This is a genomic window from Pseudarthrobacter xylosi, from assembly GCF_055412765.1.
Genome location: NZ_JBVAYT010000012.1, coordinates 37,087 through 53,711 on the forward strand (window position 1 = coordinate 37,087; position 16,625 = coordinate 53,711).

At 61.9% G+C, this 16,625-nt stretch carries 15 protein-coding genes; 8 read left to right on the top strand and 7 right to left on the bottom strand.

What is annotated here, in order from left to right; all coding sequences use genetic code 11:
- Positions 1-8: 8 nt before the first annotated feature.
- The 7 genes from ACZY1F_RS19820 to rpmH all read right to left on the bottom strand — a co-directional run bounded on the left by ACZY1F_RS19820 (position 9) and on the right by rpmH (position 4,365).
- The gene (locus ACZY1F_RS19820; RefSeq protein ID WP_463944156.1) at positions 9-1,076 is read right to left on the bottom strand and encodes a ParA family protein; all 1,068 of its coding nucleotides are present in this window, start codon (positions 1,074-1,076) and stop codon (positions 9-11) included.
- Positions 1,077-1,163: 87 nt separating this feature from the next.
- Positions 1,164-1,814: a 16S rRNA (guanine(527)-N(7))-methyltransferase RsmG gene (gene rsmG, locus ACZY1F_RS19825; protein ID WP_160676066.1), complete on the bottom strand. Its 651-nt coding sequence runs from the start codon at positions 1,812-1,814 to the stop codon at positions 1,164-1,166.
- A gap of 20 nt (positions 1,815-1,834) precedes the next feature.
- The gene (locus ACZY1F_RS19830) at positions 1,835-2,401 is read right to left on the bottom strand and encodes a Jag family protein (protein ID WP_463944157.1); all 567 of its coding nucleotides are present in this window, start codon (positions 2,399-2,401) and stop codon (positions 1,835-1,837) included.
- Positions 2,401-3,372 carry a membrane protein insertase YidC gene (gene yidC, locus ACZY1F_RS19835; protein WP_463944158.1) on the bottom strand — a complete coding sequence of 324 codons (972 nt, stop codon included), beginning with the start codon at positions 3,370-3,372 and terminating at the stop codon, positions 2,401-2,403. The genes ACZY1F_RS19830 and yidC overlap by 1 nt, the downstream gene beginning before the upstream one ends.
- Before the next feature lie 16 nt (positions 3,373-3,388).
- Entirely contained in the window at positions 3,389-3,784 is a 396-nt protein-coding gene (gene yidD, locus ACZY1F_RS19840; protein WP_111908386.1) for a membrane protein insertion efficiency factor YidD, read from the bottom strand.
- Positions 3,777-4,187, bottom strand: coding sequence for a ribonuclease P protein component (rnpA, locus tag ACZY1F_RS19845; protein ID WP_463944159.1), 411 nt, complete (start codon positions 4,185-4,187; stop codon positions 3,777-3,779). Before rnpA ends, yidD begins: the two co-directional genes overlap by 8 nt.
- A 40-nt stretch (positions 4,188-4,227) precedes the next feature.
- A complete protein-coding gene (rpmH, locus tag ACZY1F_RS19850) occupies positions 4,228-4,365 on the bottom strand; it encodes a 50S ribosomal protein L34 (RefSeq protein WP_003800212.1) in 138 nt (45 codons plus the stop codon).
- A gap of 469 nt (positions 4,366-4,834) precedes the next feature.
- On the opposite strand from rpmH, the gene dnaA reads away from it, so the two are divergent.
- The 8 genes from dnaA (at position 4,835) to ACZY1F_RS19890 (ending at position 16,559) form a co-directional block, all read left to right on the top strand.
- A complete protein-coding gene (gene dnaA, locus ACZY1F_RS19855) occupies positions 4,835-6,256 on the top strand; it encodes a chromosomal replication initiator protein DnaA (RefSeq protein WP_463919671.1) in 1,422 nt (473 codons plus the stop codon).
- Positions 6,257-6,784: 528 nt separating this feature from the next.
- Positions 6,785-7,909 carry a DNA polymerase III subunit beta gene (dnaN, locus tag ACZY1F_RS19860; RefSeq protein ID WP_463919674.1) on the top strand — a complete coding sequence of 375 codons (1,125 nt, stop codon included), beginning with the start codon at positions 6,785-6,787 and terminating at the stop codon, positions 7,907-7,909.
- A 99-nt stretch (positions 7,910-8,008) separates the two neighbouring features.
- A complete protein-coding gene (gene gnd / locus ACZY1F_RS19865) occupies positions 8,009-8,893 on the top strand; it encodes a phosphogluconate dehydrogenase (NAD(+)-dependent, decarboxylating) (RefSeq protein WP_463944160.1) in 885 nt (294 codons plus the stop codon).
- A 45-nt stretch (positions 8,894-8,938) separates the two neighbouring features.
- Complete coding sequence (recF, locus tag ACZY1F_RS19870; protein ID WP_463944161.1) at positions 8,939-10,141, top strand: DNA replication/repair protein RecF; 1,203 nt, start codon at positions 8,939-8,941, stop codon at positions 10,139-10,141.
- A complete protein-coding gene (locus ACZY1F_RS19875; protein ID WP_463944162.1) occupies positions 10,134-10,691 on the top strand; it encodes a DciA family protein in 558 nt (185 codons plus the stop codon). Before recF ends, ACZY1F_RS19875 begins: the two co-directional genes overlap by 8 nt.
- 374 nt (positions 10,692-11,065) lie before the next feature.
- Entirely contained in the window at positions 11,066-13,156 is a 2,091-nt protein-coding gene (gene gyrB, locus ACZY1F_RS19880; RefSeq protein ID WP_463944163.1) for a DNA topoisomerase (ATP-hydrolyzing) subunit B, read from the top strand.
- A gap of 59 nt (positions 13,157-13,215) precedes the next feature.
- On the top strand, positions 13,216-15,894 hold the full coding sequence (gene gyrA / locus ACZY1F_RS19885; RefSeq protein WP_463944164.1) for a DNA gyrase subunit A: 2,679 nt from the start codon (positions 13,216-13,218) through the stop codon (positions 15,892-15,894).
- Positions 15,891-16,559 carry a DUF3566 domain-containing protein gene (locus ACZY1F_RS19890; RefSeq protein ID WP_463944165.1) on the top strand — a complete coding sequence of 223 codons (669 nt, stop codon included), beginning with the start codon at positions 15,891-15,893 and terminating at the stop codon, positions 16,557-16,559. The genes gyrA and ACZY1F_RS19890 overlap by 4 nt, the downstream gene beginning before the upstream one ends.
- The last annotated feature ends 66 nt before the right edge of the window (positions 16,560-16,625 follow it).

The following is a 16,625-nucleotide window of genomic DNA, read 5'->3' on the forward strand; positions in this document are numbered from 1 at the left end:
TGAAGATTCTAGCGTTCAGCGATTTCGGCTGCGGCTTCCAGGTAAGACAGGGCTCCACTGGAGGAAGGATCGTAGGTCATGACTGTTTGCTGGTAGCTCGGGGCTTCTGATATCCGCACCGAGCGGGGGACTACAGCACCCAGGACCTGTTCCGGGAAGTGCAGGCGAACCTCCGCTGCCACCTGGGCCGCAAGGTTGGTTCGCCCGTCATACATCGTGAGGAGAATGGTGGAGACCTCCAGATCCGCATTCAGGTGCTTCTGGATCATCTCAATGTTCTTAAGGAGCTGGCTGAGGCCTTCCAGGGCGTAGTACTCACACTGGATGGGAATCAGGACCTCACCGGCAGCGCAGAAGGCATTAACCGTGAGCAGCCCGAGGCTCGGCGGGCAGTCAATGAAGATGTAGTCGAGGCGTTCTTCACCGTTCTTCGCCCGGGTCTTGGCATAAACATCGATCGCCCTGCGGAGCCGCTGTTCACGCGCCACCAGCGAGACAAGCTCAATCTCCGCGCCGGCAAGATGAATGGTGGCAGGAGCACAGATCAGGTTGCTGACGTCCGGGCATGGGGCCACTACATCGGCGAGAGGGAAATCGTTGATCAGGACATCGTAGATGCTGTCCACATCGGCATGGTGCTCGACTCCGAGGGCCGTGGATGCGTTGCCCTGGGGATCGATATCAATGACCAGGACGTTCAGGCCCGCTGCGGCCAGGGCAGCCGCGATGTTCACCGTGGTGGTGGTCTTGCCGACTCCACCCTTTTGGTTGGATACCGTGAAGATACGCGTCTTCTCCGGCTTGGGAAGTTTACGGCCAACCAGCCGTTCGCGGCGCCGGGTCTCGTGCGCGAGCTCCCTGGCGATAGGACTGGAGTCATCCATGGTGTCCATGACGTTGATCCTGCCACCAGTTGTTGTTTCACGTGAAACAGAGGCAAGAGTTGCCATTTCTGAAACCGGATTAGGGTGGATTTCCCCACGTCCCGGCGCGGAACCCATGCCAGCAACTGATCGTGCTGACCCCAAAGACACAAACGGGGGTATCCGCTGTGTGGAGGCTTCGCTACTGGTCACTGGGACACACTCTCTCTCATTCGGCTTTTGCTGCCGTTGTCTAGCCTAACCGCTTCACCCTGCAGACCAAGGCTACCGGGCCCGGGACTAGGAGATCTTTCGGGACTTGTTGACGACGATCCGGACCACCGTGGTGGGTTCCTCCAAGAGGCTTTCACCGACAGTCACTACAGAGGTCTTGACACCACCGAGCTTCCGGATGACCTTCGCTGCTTTTTCGATTTCCTCGCCTGCGCTGCGTCCCTTAATGGCCACAACCTCGCCCTTGCCGGCGAGCAAGGGGATGGTCAGGCCGGCGAGGTTGCTCAGCGCGGAAACAGCCCGGGCAGTCACAACATCAGCGTTAACCATGCCGACTGCGAGTTCAGCGCGGGTCCGCATCACCGTGACGTTAGTCAGGCCTAGGTCGTCCACCACTTCCTGAAGCCAGATCACCCGGCGTTCCAGTGGTTCGATCAGTGTCAGTTCAAGGTCAGGCCGCGCGATGGCGAGGCAGAGTCCGGGAAGTCCGGCTCCGCTTCCGACGTCGGCGACGTGGCTGCCGTGCGCGATCTCGCTTTCGATGACGGCACAGTTGAGCACGTGCCGGCTCCACAACCGCGGGATCTCTCGCGGCCCGATCAGCCCACGCTCCGTTCCGGAAGTGGCCAGGTGCTCGACGTAACGTTTCGCCAGGTCCAGGCGGTCACCGAAAATCTTCTCGGCCGCCAGCAATTCTGCTGCCGTGATGTCAACCATGATTAGCGGTTCAGCATTCTCTAGTCTGCGGATACAACGATGTGACGCCCGGCGCCTTCGCCTTCGGACTCGCTGACGAGTCCAAGGTCAGCGACGGCATCGTGAACAATTTTGCGTTCGTAGGCGCTCATCGGCTCCAGTGCCACGGATTTGCCGGACTCCTTGACCGAAGCTGCCGCATCCTCGGCGATCTTCTGCAGGTGGCCGGCGCGCTCCTGGCGGTAGCCGTTGATGTCCAGCACCAGGCGTGAGCGGTTCTCCGTTGCGGAGAGGACAGCGAGCCGGGTCAGTTCCTGCAGGGCTTCCAGGACTTCGCCGTCTTCGCCGACGAGGCTGTCGAGGCTGTCGGTTTCTTCCTCGGCAACGATGGAAATATAGGTACGGCCGTTCCGGACTTCGATGTCGATGTCGCCGTCGATATCCGCAATATCCAGCAGCTCTTCCAGGTAATCGGCAGCAACGTCGCCTTCCTCTTCGAGTCGGCTGGCAGCGGATCCCGTGGGGGAAGCATCGGCGTCGGTCGCTAATTCGTCCTGATCGTCAATGATCTCGTCGGAAAGGGCGTGTTCGGTGCTCTCGGCAGACATTACTTCTTCTTCCTGTTCTTACGCTGTGGCTGGACGCGCTGTCCCTTTTGCTCGAGGATCGCAGCTGCTGCAGCTGCCTCTGCTTCGGCGTCGGCCTTCTTCCCGCTCAGAATGGGCAGGACCGGCAGGCCCTTGGCCGCACGGCGTTCGGCGAGTGCCTTGGCGGCTGGGGATCCCGGCGTCGGCATGCGGCGGATGACGAAGAACTGCTGTGCCATGGTCCAAAGGTTGGTGGTGGTCCAGTAGATGAGGACACCGATGGGGAAGTTGATGCCACCCACACCGAACACGACGGGGAGGATGTAGAGCATCATCTTCTGCTGGCGCATGAACGGGCTGGCCATAGCCTCTTCAGACATGTTCTTGGCCATGATCTGCTTCTGCGTGATGAACTGAGAGGCAGTCATGGCCAGAATCATAACGATGCTCAGGACTACCACGGAGACATTGGTGGAACCGCCGTGCAACAGGGCGGAGGACAACGGAGCTCCAAAAATACTGGACTCGTCGAACTGGATGACCTGTTCCTGGCTCATGGCACCGATGCCTTTGCCTTGCGTCTTCGCAGAGCTGATACCTGAAAGCACCTGGAACAGCGCGAAGAAGAACGGCATCTGGATCAGCATGGGCAGACAGGCCGAGAACGGGTTGGTCCCGTGCTTCTTGTACATGGCCATCTGTTCCTGCGCCATGGCCTGGCGGGAGAGCTGATCGGTCTTGCCCTTGTACTTGTCCTGGAGCTTCTTCAGGTCAGGCTGCAGGAGCTGCATGCCGCGCTGAGCCTTGATCTGCTTGACGAACACGGGGATCAGGGCAGCACGGATGACCAGCACCAGTCCGATGATGGACAGCGTCCAGGTCCAGCCGTTGGCCGCTGGCAGCCCGATGATGGTCAGGCCCTCATGGAAGCCCACCATAATGATGGAAACCAGCCACTTGAACGGAAACATGATTGTTTCAAAGAAGTCCATACGATATCCCTATTCGTCAGGCCGCAAGGCGGCCTTCTCCATCAGTCTGAGCAGCCAGGTACTTGTCCGGGTTGTTCAGCACAACAATTGTGGGGGTCCGGTGTTCGGGCCAGTGGCGGTGGCCGGCGGGGACATGGTCCACACCACCGGCATTCCACGGATGGCAGCGCACAAGGCGGCGGGCCGCAAGCCAGCTGCCCTTCACTGCCCCATGGACAGTAATCGCCTCGAGGGCGTACGCCGAGCAGGAAGGAAAGAAACGGCACACCTGGCCGTACAAGGGGGAAATCACCTTGCGGTAGGCCATGAGCAGCAAGATAAGAATGTTTCTGGGCAGGTTCCAAAGGAAGGTGCCCACAACGGCAGCAACAGGCTGAAGGTAGTGGACGACGGCGGCAGTTACCTTACGCACGCGGTGTCCCCTCCTGTGTTGTACCGGTTGAACCGTTTACAGCAGCCCGCGGAAGGCGGCTGCCCAACCGGCCCATAGTTGTTTCCAGTGCGGCGTTGTAATCCGCCAGCAGTTGATCCCAGCTGGCGACAGCGGACGCAGGCAGGGCCCGGACCACTATGGCGAACCCGGTACCGTACTCGCGCAGCGAGGCAGCACCGGCTTCTCTCAGTCTTCTCTTAACGAGATTCCTGACCACAGCGTTCCCGACACCTTTGGAAACGATGAACCCGATCCGGCTGGGTTCGTCGGCATCAATAGCTGCCGCATATAACACTACGTTCCGGCGTCCATTGCGGACACCGGAACGTACGGTTATTGAAAAATCGGTTGCAGTTCTCAAACGGTTACGGGTGGCCAGCACCTTAAACTCGCAAAGAAAAGTTTACCGACGAGTCAGTTATCTAGGCCGACAGTTCGGTGCGGCCCTTGCCACGACGGGCTGCCAGGATGGCACGGCCGGCACGGGTACGCATACGAAGGCGGAAGCCGTGCTTCTTGGCTCGACGGCGGTTATTCGGCTGAAAAGTCCGCTTGCTCACGTTAGTTACTCCAGTGGATCAAAGGTGCGCCCACCCGATCAGTAAAAGGGGAAGAACTGGCCGACGCTAAGTTTTGTATGTGCATACTTCCCCCGGCTGCTCAAACGCGGTGCGTCAGAGAGGTTCAGAAGAGGTCAAAAAGCGTACACAAAGGACTTCACAACGTTAGGGCAAAATGCCTGCCAGAGTCAAACCGGGGTACCCCTGGGTCCCGGGTCCAGGCTGTGGTTAACCTGGCCCCACAGCCTGTGGATGAAGTGGCTCACAGGGCCTGTTTTCGAACCACAACCGTGTAATTATCCACAAGCTACTTCCCAGCTATCTTCTGGCCTTTTGTTCCCCTAGAGTGGCTCAGTAGCCGATTATCCACGGACTGTGCATAACCCTGTGGATGAAGCTGAACCAGCATCCTGGTTCGGGACTTGGGGCTGCACGTAATGCAGGCACGCAAGTTTTGAGGAACTGATTGATGACAGTAGACGAAGCCAACCACGCCAATACTGTCGGAAGTTCCTGGCGCCGGGTTGTGAGCCTGCTCGAGCAGGACGACCGCGTATCACCACGGCAGCGGGGCTTTGTCATTCTGGCGCAGGCGCAAGGCCTGATCGGATCCACACTCCTGGTGGCAGTCCCCAACGAACTGACCCGTGAGGTCCTCCAGACCCAGGTCAAGGACGCCTTGGACGACGCCCTGCACAACGTTTTTTCCGAGGACATCCGCTGCGCAATCGACGTGGACACCGACCTGGTGCCGATCCACAAAGAGCCGGAACCCGTCGTCGAACCTTCCTACTCACCAGATCAGCTGATCGAGCAGAAGCCGCAGCCGATGCTGCCGAGCACTTCGCACGAATTCGGCCGGCTGAATCCCAAGTACGTCTTCGATACCTTCGTGATCGGCTCGTCCAACCGCTTTGCCCATGCAGCGGCCGTGGCGGTAGCCGAAGCGCCCGCCAAGGCCTATAACCCGCTGTTCATCTACGGTGACTCCGGACTGGGCAAGACCCACCTTCTGCACGCGATCGGCCACTATGCCCGCCGCCTCTACAGCGGAATCCGGGTCCGGTACGTGAACTCCGAAGAATTCACCAACGACTTCATCAACTCCATCCGCGATGACGAAGGCGCCAGCTTCAAGACCACGTACCGCAACGTGGACGTGCTGCTGATCGACGACATCCAGTTCCTGGCCGGCAAGGACCGGACCCTGGAGGAGTTCTTCCACACGTTCAACTCGCTGCACAACAACAACAAACAGGTGGTCATCACGTCGGATCTGCCGCCCAAGCAGCTGGCAGGTTTCGAGGACCGGATGAAGTCCCGCTTCGAGTGGGGCCTCCTCACCGACATCCAGCCACCGGAACTCGAGACCCGGATCGCCATCCTGCGGAAGAAGGCCCTGAGCGAAGGCCTCTCTGCCCCGGACGACGCCCTGGAGTACATCGCCTCCAAGATCTCCAGCAATATCCGCGAACTCGAAGGCGCACTGATCCGGGTCACGGCATTCGCCAGCCTGAACCGCCAACCGGTCGATGTGGCGTTGGCGGAGATGGTCCTGAAGGACCTCATCACCGACGACGGTGCCCAGGAAATCACATCGAGCCAGATCCTGAGCCAGACGGCCGAGTATTTCAAGCTCAGCATGGAAGAACTCTGCAGCAAGTCGCGGACACGCACGCTGGTCACCGCTCGGCAGATCGCCATGTACCTGTGCCGCGAACTCACGGACATGTCCCTGCCGAAGATCGGCCAGGAACTCGGCGGCCGCGACCACACCACGGTGATCCACGCAGACCGCAAGATCCGTGAGCTGATGGCGGAGCGTCGTGTGATCTACAACCAGGTCACGGAACTCACCAACAGGATCAAGCAGCAGCAGCGCAACTCCTGAGCCGGCGCCTCTATACCTTATTAACAGGTGCATGTGGATAACCCTGTGGATAGTTAAGGGGACAACCGCGCTTAATGGGCTTAAAACCCTTAAGGCGCCTGTGGATCAGCGAAAAGCCAAAAATTGTTATCCCCATCCACAGCCTGTTTAAAACCTGTGTCACCCACAATCCATGAACAGGTCTTAACCGCGGGATCCTGCGGCCGGAGCGAGTTATCCACAGTATCCACAGCAGTTATTAACACTACTAATCCCAAGAAATTGATTTCCCTCAAATAACAATCTCGATCCGCACCCCGAACCGGGCCAGGCCCAAGGGCCTCAGGACCCCAGGCGCCCAGCCCGGGGATGGGTTAATCAGCAGTCTTCCGGCTAAGCTGTCAGCAGCGCTCCCATCCTCGGGATTCTTTGTGGTTCAGCAATCGAAGAACCATGCAGGTTCCGTTGTTGGGGCGCCACTACTTTTGGGCTCCCTGTGGGAGTTTCCGGTTCAAACAAGGCAGCAGCAATGAAAGGCGGCACCCTTCCGTGAAGTTCAGAGTCGAACGGGACGTCCTGGCAGAAGCCGTCACCTGGACAGCCCGGTCGTTGTCTCCGCGGCCGCCGGTTCCCGTGCTGTCCGGCCTGCTCCTGAAGGCTGAAGCCGGCACGGTCAGCCTCTCGAGCTTTGACTACGAGACCTCCGCCCGGTTGGAAATCCCTGCGGACATCACCGCCGAGGGAACCATCCTCGTTTCCGGCCGCCTCCTCGCGGACATTTGCCGAAGCCTCCCTTCCGCTCCCGTGGTTGTAGAGACCGACGGCAACAAAGTCACACTGACCTGCCGCCGCAGCAGCTTCCACCTGGCCACCATGCCCGAGGCTGAATACCCGCCCCTGCCTGCCTTGCCCGCCATCAGCGGTACCGTCCCGGGTGACGCCTTCGCCCAGGCCGTGTCCCAGGTCATCATCGCGGCCAGCAAGGATGACACCCTCCCCATCCTCACCGGCGTCCGCATGGAGATCGAGGACGATCTCATCACCCTCCTGGCCACTGACCGCTACCGTCTTGCCATGCGCGAAGTGCCGTGGAAACCCACCACACCGGGTATTTCCACCAGTGCCCTTGTCAAGGCAAAAACCCTGAACGAGGTGGCCAAGACCCTCGGCAACAGCGGCGACATCAACCTTGCCCTTGCTGACGACGACAGCCGCCTGATCGGTTTCGAAAGTGGCGGCCGCACCACCACGTCTCTGCTCGTCGACGGTGATTACCCCAAGATCCGCTCGCTTTTCCCGGATTCCACGCCCATCCACGCAACCGTCCAGACGCAGGAACTTGTGGAAGCCGTGCGCCGAGTGTCGCTGGTGGCCGAACGGAACACACCGGTTCGCCTCGCCTTCACCCAAGGACTGCTGCACCTGGATGCCGGCACCGGCGAAGATGCCCAGGCATCTGAAGAGCTCGAAGCCCAGCTCTCCGGTGAAGACATCACTGTCGCCTTCAACCCGCACTACCTGGTGGAGGGCCTGGCCGTCATTGAAACGAAGTACGTCAGGTTCTCCTTCACCACCGCGCCGAAGCCCGCGATGATCACAGCCCAGGCAGACGCTGACGGTGAGGACCAGGACGACTACCGTTACCTGGTCATGCCGGTCCGCCTACCCAACTAGTCCCCACCGCCCCCCTCGCCTCGCAAGCTCGGCCAGGGAACCCTGGCGGCGTGGGCCCCAAAACGACAGCAGCCAACCCCGCGCAGAAAAGAGACTCCCGTGCACATTGGACTGATCGGCCTTGGCAAGATGGGCTTCAACATGCGCGAACGTCTGCGCAAGGGCGGCATCGAGGTCACGGGTTTTGACCGCAACCCGGAGGTCACGGATGTTTCCTCTGTCGATGAGCTGATTGCGGCCCTTCCGGCCCCGCGGCTCATCTGGGTCATGGTCCCGTCAGGCGGCATCACCGATGCCGTCATCACCGAACTCGGGGACAAGCTCGACGCCGGCGACCTGGTCATCGACGGCGGTAACTCCCGCTTCACCGAAGACCAGAAACATGGTGCCGCGCTGGCTGAGAAGGGCATCCGTTTCGCCGACTGCGGTGTTTCCGGCGGAGTGTGGGGCCTCAAAAACGGGTACGGACTCATGGCCGGTGGCGCGGCCGCTGACATAGAGCGGGCACTGCCGGTTTTTGATGTACTGCGCCCCGAAGGCGAGCGGGCGGACAGCTTTGTCCATGTCGGCGGAATCGGTGCCGGACACTACGCCAAGATGGTCCACAACGGCATTGAGTACGGCCTGATGCAGGCCTATGCCGAAGGCTACGAACTGCTGGCCGCCAAGGACATTGTTGATGATCTGCCCGGTACGTTCCGCGCGTGGCAGAAGGGCACCGTGGTCCGGTCCTGGCTGCTGGACCTGATGGTGAAGGCGCTGGACGAGGACCCGGGACTGGAATCCATTGATGATTACGTCGAGGACTCTGGTGAGGGCCGCTGGACCGTTGAGGAAGCCATCGCCAACGCTGTTCCGGCACCGGCCATCACGGCTGCACTTTTCGCGCGCTTTTCTTCCCGCGAAGAAAACTCGCCGGCAATGAAGATGGTTTCCGCGTTGCGTCACCAGTTCGGCGGGCATGCCACCCGCCCCGCCAAGTAACATCCACCCCGGGACCCGCCGGTTCCGAGAATTGTCGAACACCGCGTGTACCTAGAACACCTTTCGCTCACTGACTTCCGCAGCTATGCCCAGGTTGACCTTCCCCTCGAACCGGGTGTCACCGTGCTCGTCGGGTCAAACGGCATCGGCAAAACCAACCTCATGGAGGCCATCGGGTACCTGGCCACGCTCAGCTCGCACCGGGTCAGTTCCGATGCCCCGCTGCTGCGGTTCGGCGCGGACCGGGCACTGGTCCGCGCCCGCCTTGTCCGGGGCGAACAGACCACGGTCCTGGAACTTGAGATCAATGCCAGCCGCGCCAACCGGGGCCGCATCAACCGCAGCAATCCCGTCCGGGCCAGGGACCTCCTCGGAATCTGCCAAACCGTGATTTTCGCCCCGGAGGACCTGGCCCTGGTCAAGGGAGATCCGTCCAACCGGCGCCGGTTCCTCGACGAGCTGCTGGTCAGCCTTATGCCCCGACATTCGGCGACGCGAACGGACTATGACCGTGTCCTGAAGCAGCGCAACGCCCTGCTCAAATCTGCCCGTGCCGGAAAGTTCACTGCCGGACATGAGGCCACCCTCGATGTCTGGGACCAACACATGGCCCGGGCGGGCGCCGAGTTGCTGCACGCACGGCTGGAACTGGTTGAACTGCTGCGCCCGCACCTGACCAAGGCGTATGCCCAGCTCACTGATGGCTCCAAGGAAGCCAACGCCGTCTATCGTTCCACACTGCAAAATCTGATGGACGACGACGGCGGCGCAGCACCGGGTACCGGCGGCAGTTTGATGGTGGACGGGTCCGCCGCTTCCGAAGATTTGCGGGACCTCACAGTTGAGGACCTCACCGGACGATATGTCCAGGCCTTTGCAGCTTCCCGCCGCAAGGAACTTGAACGCGGAATCTCCTTGGTTGGGCCGCACCGGGATGAACTGGAACTGATTCTGGGCGAAGCGCCTGCCAAGGGATATGCCTCGCACGGCGAGACCTGGTCCATGTGCCTGTCCCTCCGGCTCGCCTCGTACTACGTTATGCTCGACGACGCCAGGACCGGCGGCTCTGCCCCGATCCTCATACTCGACGACGTTTTCGCCGAGCTGGATGTGGGGCGCCGGCGTAAACTGGCGGCAATAGTCTCCGGCGCGGAACAGGTCCTGGTGACCGCCGCCGTCGACGCCGATATCCCGGAGGAGCTCTCCGGCCGGCGGGTGAAGGTCATTCCGGGAGGAATCGATGAATAAGGATGAAAAGGGCGGGCTGCAGCCCGGCCGGGATCCTGACAACATCGATGCGCCCCAGGCTGCGCTGAACCGCATGCGAGAGGCCGCGGCAGCGCGTGGTGAAATTCGCCGCAAGGCACCCCCGAAGGCCGGCGCTGCCAAAACAAAGGGTGGAATCCAGGACACGCGTGGCTTCCGTCAGTTCCACTCCACCGGCCGGGATCCGCTTGGACTCGGCAAAGTGGTGGGACGCCTCGTGGCCGAACGTGGCTGGAGCTCGCCGGTAGCGGTGGGGTCGGTCATGGCGGAGTGGACCACGCTGGTTGGCCCGGAAATTTCGGCGCACTGCACCCCGGAGAGCTTCACCGATACCACCCTTCACGTGCGCTGCGATTCGACGGCCTGGTCCACGCAGCTGCGGCTGTTGAGTAACAGCCTGCTGGAGAAATTCCGCACGGAACTGGGCGAGGGTGTGGTCACCAGCATCCAGGTGCTCGGACCGTCGGCACCCAGCTGGCGCAAGGGCGGACGTACCGTCAACGGCCGCGGTCCGCGGGATACCTACGGCTAGCAACCGTCGTCGGCTCTTGAATATTCCTCCGGCGGCGTGTAGGGCGGTCTAACGCCCGTGGGGCGTATAGGCACCCGGAGACGGGACCTCGAGGGCTCCCAAGGCGGGGTCAACGGCCTCGCACAGGCATGTCCGGGTCCCGCGACGCCCGCCGGAATGCGGGTTTGCGGCCCATTTCACGATAGAATCACAGCAGATAACTGGGCGCCGGTGAAACGTTGACTGAGTCCGTTTTCCGCACGCTCTCCGCAGGCGGACTTCGGTCCCGCACGTCGACGTATCCGTCGGCGCCATCAGCTTGTGCCTGTTGGCGGATGCTTTCCCATGGAATGCCGCCGCCGGCCATCATCGAAAAAGAGGAGTCGACAGCACCTGTGGCTAACGACAATACAGATACCCAGGCAGTGGAACGCGCAGCGGAGGACGTACCTACCCCCGATACGCCGGCGGAGGCCGTGACACCCCGGGAATACGGTGCAAGCGACATCACCGTACTTGAGGGCCTCGAAGCCGTCCGGAAACGCCCGGGCATGTACATCGGCTCCACTGGCCCGCGCGGCCTGCACCACCTGGTCTATGAGGTGGTGGACAACTCTGTTGATGAGGCGCTGGCCGGGTACTGCACGCACATCGAAATAGTCCTGCAGGCCGACGGCGGCGTCAAAGTTGTCGATGATGGCCGCGGTATCCCGGTGGACATGCATCCCACCGAGCACAAGCCCACTGTTGAAGTTGTTATGACCATCCTGCACGCCGGCGGCAAGTTCGGCGGCGGCGGTTATGCAGTTTCGGGCGGCCTCCACGGCGTGGGTATTTCCGTAGTGAACGCGCTCTCCAGCAGGGTGGACACTGAAGTCCGGCGGCAGGGCAACGTCTGGCGGATGTCCTTCGCTGACGGCGGCAAGCCCCAAGGCGGGCTGGTCAAGGGCGAAGAGAGTGCCACCACCGGCACCACCCAGACCTTTTACCCGGACGCCGGAATCTTCGAATCCACGGAATTTGATTTCGAGACGCTCCGCGCCCGCTTCCAGCAGATGGCCTTCCTGAACAAGGGCCTGCGGATCACCCTCACGGACGAGCGCACCGCAGCGTCGCACGCGGATGCCAATGAGGACCTTGACCTTGACGCTGTGGTCACCGAAGGTGAAGTTTCCGCTGAGCACCGCACCGTGGTGTACCAGTACGACGACGGCCTGCTGGACTACGTGAAGCACCTGAACTCGGGCAAAAAGGTTGATGTTGTCCACGAGGACGTCATTTCCTTCGAAACCGAGGATACGGAACGGCATATCGCGCTGGAAATGGCGATGCAGTGGACCAACGCGTATTCCGAAAGCGTCCACACCTACGCCAACACCATCAACACCCACGAAGGCGGCACCCACGAAGAGGGCTTCCGCGCCGCGATGACCTCCCTCATCAACCGCTACGCGCGGGAGAAGAGCATCATCAAGGAAAAGGATGACAACCTCACCGGTGACGATATCCGTGAAGGCCTCACCGCGGTCATCTCCGTGAAGCTGGCCGAGCCGCAGTTCGAGGGCCAGACCAAGACCAAGCTCGGCAACTCCGAGGTCAAGGGCTTCGTCCAGCGCGTTGTCACCGACGGCCTGGGCGACTGGCTGGAACGCAACCCCGGCCCCGCCCGCGATGTGATCCGCAAGGCCATTTCCGCGGCCCAGGCGCGGATGGCTGCCCGGAAGGCGCGTGACAATGCGCGCCGCAAGAGCCCGCTGGAATCCTTCGGTATGCCCGGCAAGCTGTCCGACTGTTCCTCAAAGGATCCCGCCCGCTGCGAGGTGTACATCGTGGAGGGCGACTCCGCCGGTGGTTCCGCCAAGCGCGGCCGCAACCCTGAGACCCAGGCCATCCTGCCGCTACGCGGCAAGATCCTGAACGTGGAGCGGGCCCGGCTCGACAAGGCCCTGGGCAACACCGAGGTCCAGTCCATGATCACTGCGTTCGGCACCGGCATCGGCGAGGACTTCGACCTCAGCAAACTCCGGTACCACAAGATCGTGCTGATGGCCGATGCTGACGTTGATGGCCAGCACATCACCACGCTTCTCATGACGCTGCTGTTCCGCTACATGCGCCCGCTGATCGAAAACGGCTACGTGTACCTGGCGCAGCCACCGTTGTACCGGATCAAGTGGTCCAACGCGCCGCACGACTACGTGTTCAGCGACAAGCAGCGCGATGCCAAGCTCCTGGCCGGGCAGGCCGCCGGCCGCCGTATACCGAAAGACAACGGCATTCAGCGCTATAAGGGTTTGGGTGAGATGGACTACACCGAGCTGTGGGACACCACCATGGACCCGGACCACCGGACCCTCCTGCAGGTCACCATGGACGATGCCCTGGCGGCGGACCAGACCTTCTCCACCCTGATGGGCGAAGACGTGGAGTCCCGCCGAAACTTCATCCAGCAGAACGCCAAGGACGTCAGGTTCCTGGATATCTAACCGGTTTACCGAGTAGATATTCCACAACCGACATATACCTGAAACGGAAAATATAAACGATGAGTGACGAGACACCCGAGAACCCGGCGGAATCCGCGGATCTTCCGGAAACCGTTCTTGAAGGCGACGTGCTGGTTGACCGTGTGGAGCAGGTGGACCTGCAGACGGAAATGCAGCGCTCCTACCTGGACTACGCCATGGCCGTTATTGTGGGCCGTGCCCTGCCCGACGTGCGCGATGGCCTCAAGCCCGTGCACCGCCGCGTGCTGTACGCGATGTTCGACGGCGGCTACCGGCCGGAACGGTCATTCAACAAATGCGCCCGTGTGGTGGGCGAGGTCATGGGTCAGTACCACCCCCACGGCGACACCGCGATCTACGATGCGCTGGTCCGCCTGATCCAGGACTGGACTATGCGCTACCCGCTGGCCCTGGGCCAGGGCAACTTCGGTTCGCCAGGCAATGACGGTGCGGCCGCCCCGCGGTACACCGAAACGAAAATGTCCCAGCTGGCCATGGAAATGGTTCGCGACATCGACGAGGAAACCGTCGACTTCCAGGACAACTACGACGGCAAGAACCAGGAACCCACCATCCTGCCGGCGCGTTTCCCCAACCTGCTGGTCAACGGTTCCTCCGGCATTGCCGTGGGCATGGCCACCAACATTCCGCCGCACAACCTCCGCGAGGTAGCTGACGGCGTCCAGTGGTACCTGGCCAATCCGACGGCCAGCCGCGAGGAACTGCTTGAGGAGCTGCTGCTCCGTATCAAGGGACCCGATTTCCCCACCGGTGCGACCATTCTCGGCCACAAGGGCATTGAGGACGCGTACCGGACGGGCCGCGGTTCCGTCACCATGCGCGCCGTGGTCAACGTTGAAGAACTCCAGGGCCGCACGTGCCTGGTTGTCACCGAACTGCCCTACCAGGCCAACCCGGACAACCTCGCCATCAAGATTGCCGAGCTGGTCAAGGACGGGAAGATTTCCGGCATCGCGGACCTCCGCGACGAGACCTCCGGCCGCACCGGCCAGCGGCTGGTCATTGTGCTCAAGCGCGACGCCGTGGCCAAGGTGGTGCTGAACAACCTCTACAAGCACACCGAACTGCAGAGCAACTTCTCCGCCAACATGCTGGCCATCGTGGATGGGGTTCCGCGCACGCTGAGCCTGGACGCCTTCATCCGCCACTGGGTCACACACCAGCTGGACGTTATTGCACGCCGCACCCGCTACCGCCTGCGCAAGGCCGAAGAAGAGGCGCACATCCTGCGTGCCCTCCTGAAGGCCCTGGACGCGCTGGACGAAGTCATTGCGCTCATCCGTGCGTCCAACACCACCGAAGCCGCGCGCGACGGACTGATGCAGCTGCTGGACATCGATGAACTGCAGGCCCGGGCCATCCTGGACATGCAGCTGCGCCGCCTGGCAGCCCTGGAACGCCAGAAGATCCAGGACCGCCATTCCGAACTCGAGGCCCTGATCGCCGAGTACAACTCGATCCTCGCCTCCGAGGAACGCCAGCGCGAAATCATCAGCACCGAGCTGGGCGAGATCGTGGCCAAGCACGGAGATGACCGCCGGACCAGGATCCTGATGGGCTTCGACGGTGACATGTCCATGGAGGACCTGATCCCCGAAGAGGAAATGGTTGTGACCATCACCCGCGGCGGTTACGTTAAGCGCACCCGCAGCGACAACTACCGGTCACAGCAGCGCGGCGGCAAGGGCATCAAGGGGGCTCAGCTCCGCGGCGACGACGTAGTGGAGCACTTCTTCGTGACCACCACCCACCACTGGCTCCTGTTCTTCACCAACCTCGGCCGGGTATACCGGGCGAAGGCCTATGAACTGGTGGAGGCCGGCCGTGACGCCAAGGGCCAGCACGTCGCCAACCTGATGGCCTTCCAGCCGGACGAGCACATCGCCCAGGTCCTGGACATCAGGGACTACCAGCAGGCTCCGTACCTGGTGCTGGCCACCAAGCGCGGCCTCGTCAAGAAGACACGGCTGGAGGACTACGACACCAACCGCTCAGCCGGCGTCATCGCGATCAACCTGCGCGATGAGGACGAACTGGTTTCGGCGCAGCTGGTCTCCGAAACGGATGACCTCATGCTGGTGTCCCGCATGGGCCAGTCCATCCGCTTCACCGCCACCGACGATGCCCTGCGTCCCATGGGCCGGGCCACGTCCGGTGTCACGGGCATGAAGTTCCGCGAGGACGACGAACTGCTGGCGGCTGACGTCGTCACAAACGGTTCCTTTGTCTTTGTGGTCACGGAGGGCGGGTACGCCAAACGCACCGCGGTGGAGGAATACCGCCTGCAGGGCCGCGGCGGCCTCGGCATCAAGGTGGGCAAGTACCAGGAGGAACGGGGCCACCTCGTGGGCGCCCTGATTGTCCAGGAAGAGGACGAAGTCCTCGTGGTCATGGAAGGCGGCAAGGTTGTCCGCTCATCAGTGACCGGCGTACCTGCCAAGGGCCGCGACACCATGGGCGTGATCTTCGCGAAGCCGGACAAGAATGATCGCATCATTGAGGTGGCCAGGAACAGCGAACGCGGCCTCGAGGGCGAAGAATCCGCGGACGATGACGTAACGTTGGCTGAAGAGGCCGGGTCCCCCGAGGGATCCGCAGGGTCAGTATCAACGGCAGAAACATCACCGGCTGTTGAGTCAGAGGACGCCTCCGGCGACGCTGAGCCGAACGAAGACTACACCGGAGGTAACGAGTGAGTAATCCCGACTCATATCCCAAACCGAGCAGCAATGTCCCCGGCGGAACACCGCCCGCGGCCGCACCACGGGTGAGCAACCCCGCCCGTCCGCAGCAGCGTCCACAGGCCCCTACCGGTGCGCCGGGGCAGCGTCCGGCCGTTCCCGGCCAGCGCCCTGCGCAGGACCGGGTGCCCGCAGGCCAGAATGGCCAGCGTACCGGGCAGGGCAGGCCTCCGGCAGAGCAGGCCAGCCAGCGCCCAGTGCAGGGCCGGCCTCCGCAGGGCCAGCCCGGCCTGGTCAAGCCTGCACCGAAGGCCAAGGTCAGGCGCGCACGGCTGCTGGTGAGCAAGGTGGATCCCTGGTCGGTCCTGAAGATGGCATTCCTCCTCTCGGTGGCGTTGGGAATCGTCACTGTCGTGGCTGCCATCGTCCTGTGGACGGTCCTGGACCTCACCGGAATTTTTGATCAGGTGGACAGCCTCCTGGGCACCCTGGCAGGCTCCGAAGGCGGCGGGTTCGAACTCAAGAAGGTCGCATCCCTGGGCCAGGTGGCTTCCTTTGCCACAATCATCGCTGTGGTGAACGTTGTCCTGCTGACGGCGTTGTCCATGCTCTCAGCGGTGCTTTACAACATCTCCGCAACGCTCGTTGGCGGCATCGGCGTCACCCTCACGGATGACTGAAAACCCATAATTTCACCGGAATTTCTCCGGCGAAATGCCTCGATTTGAGATCGGGCCGGGATGTGC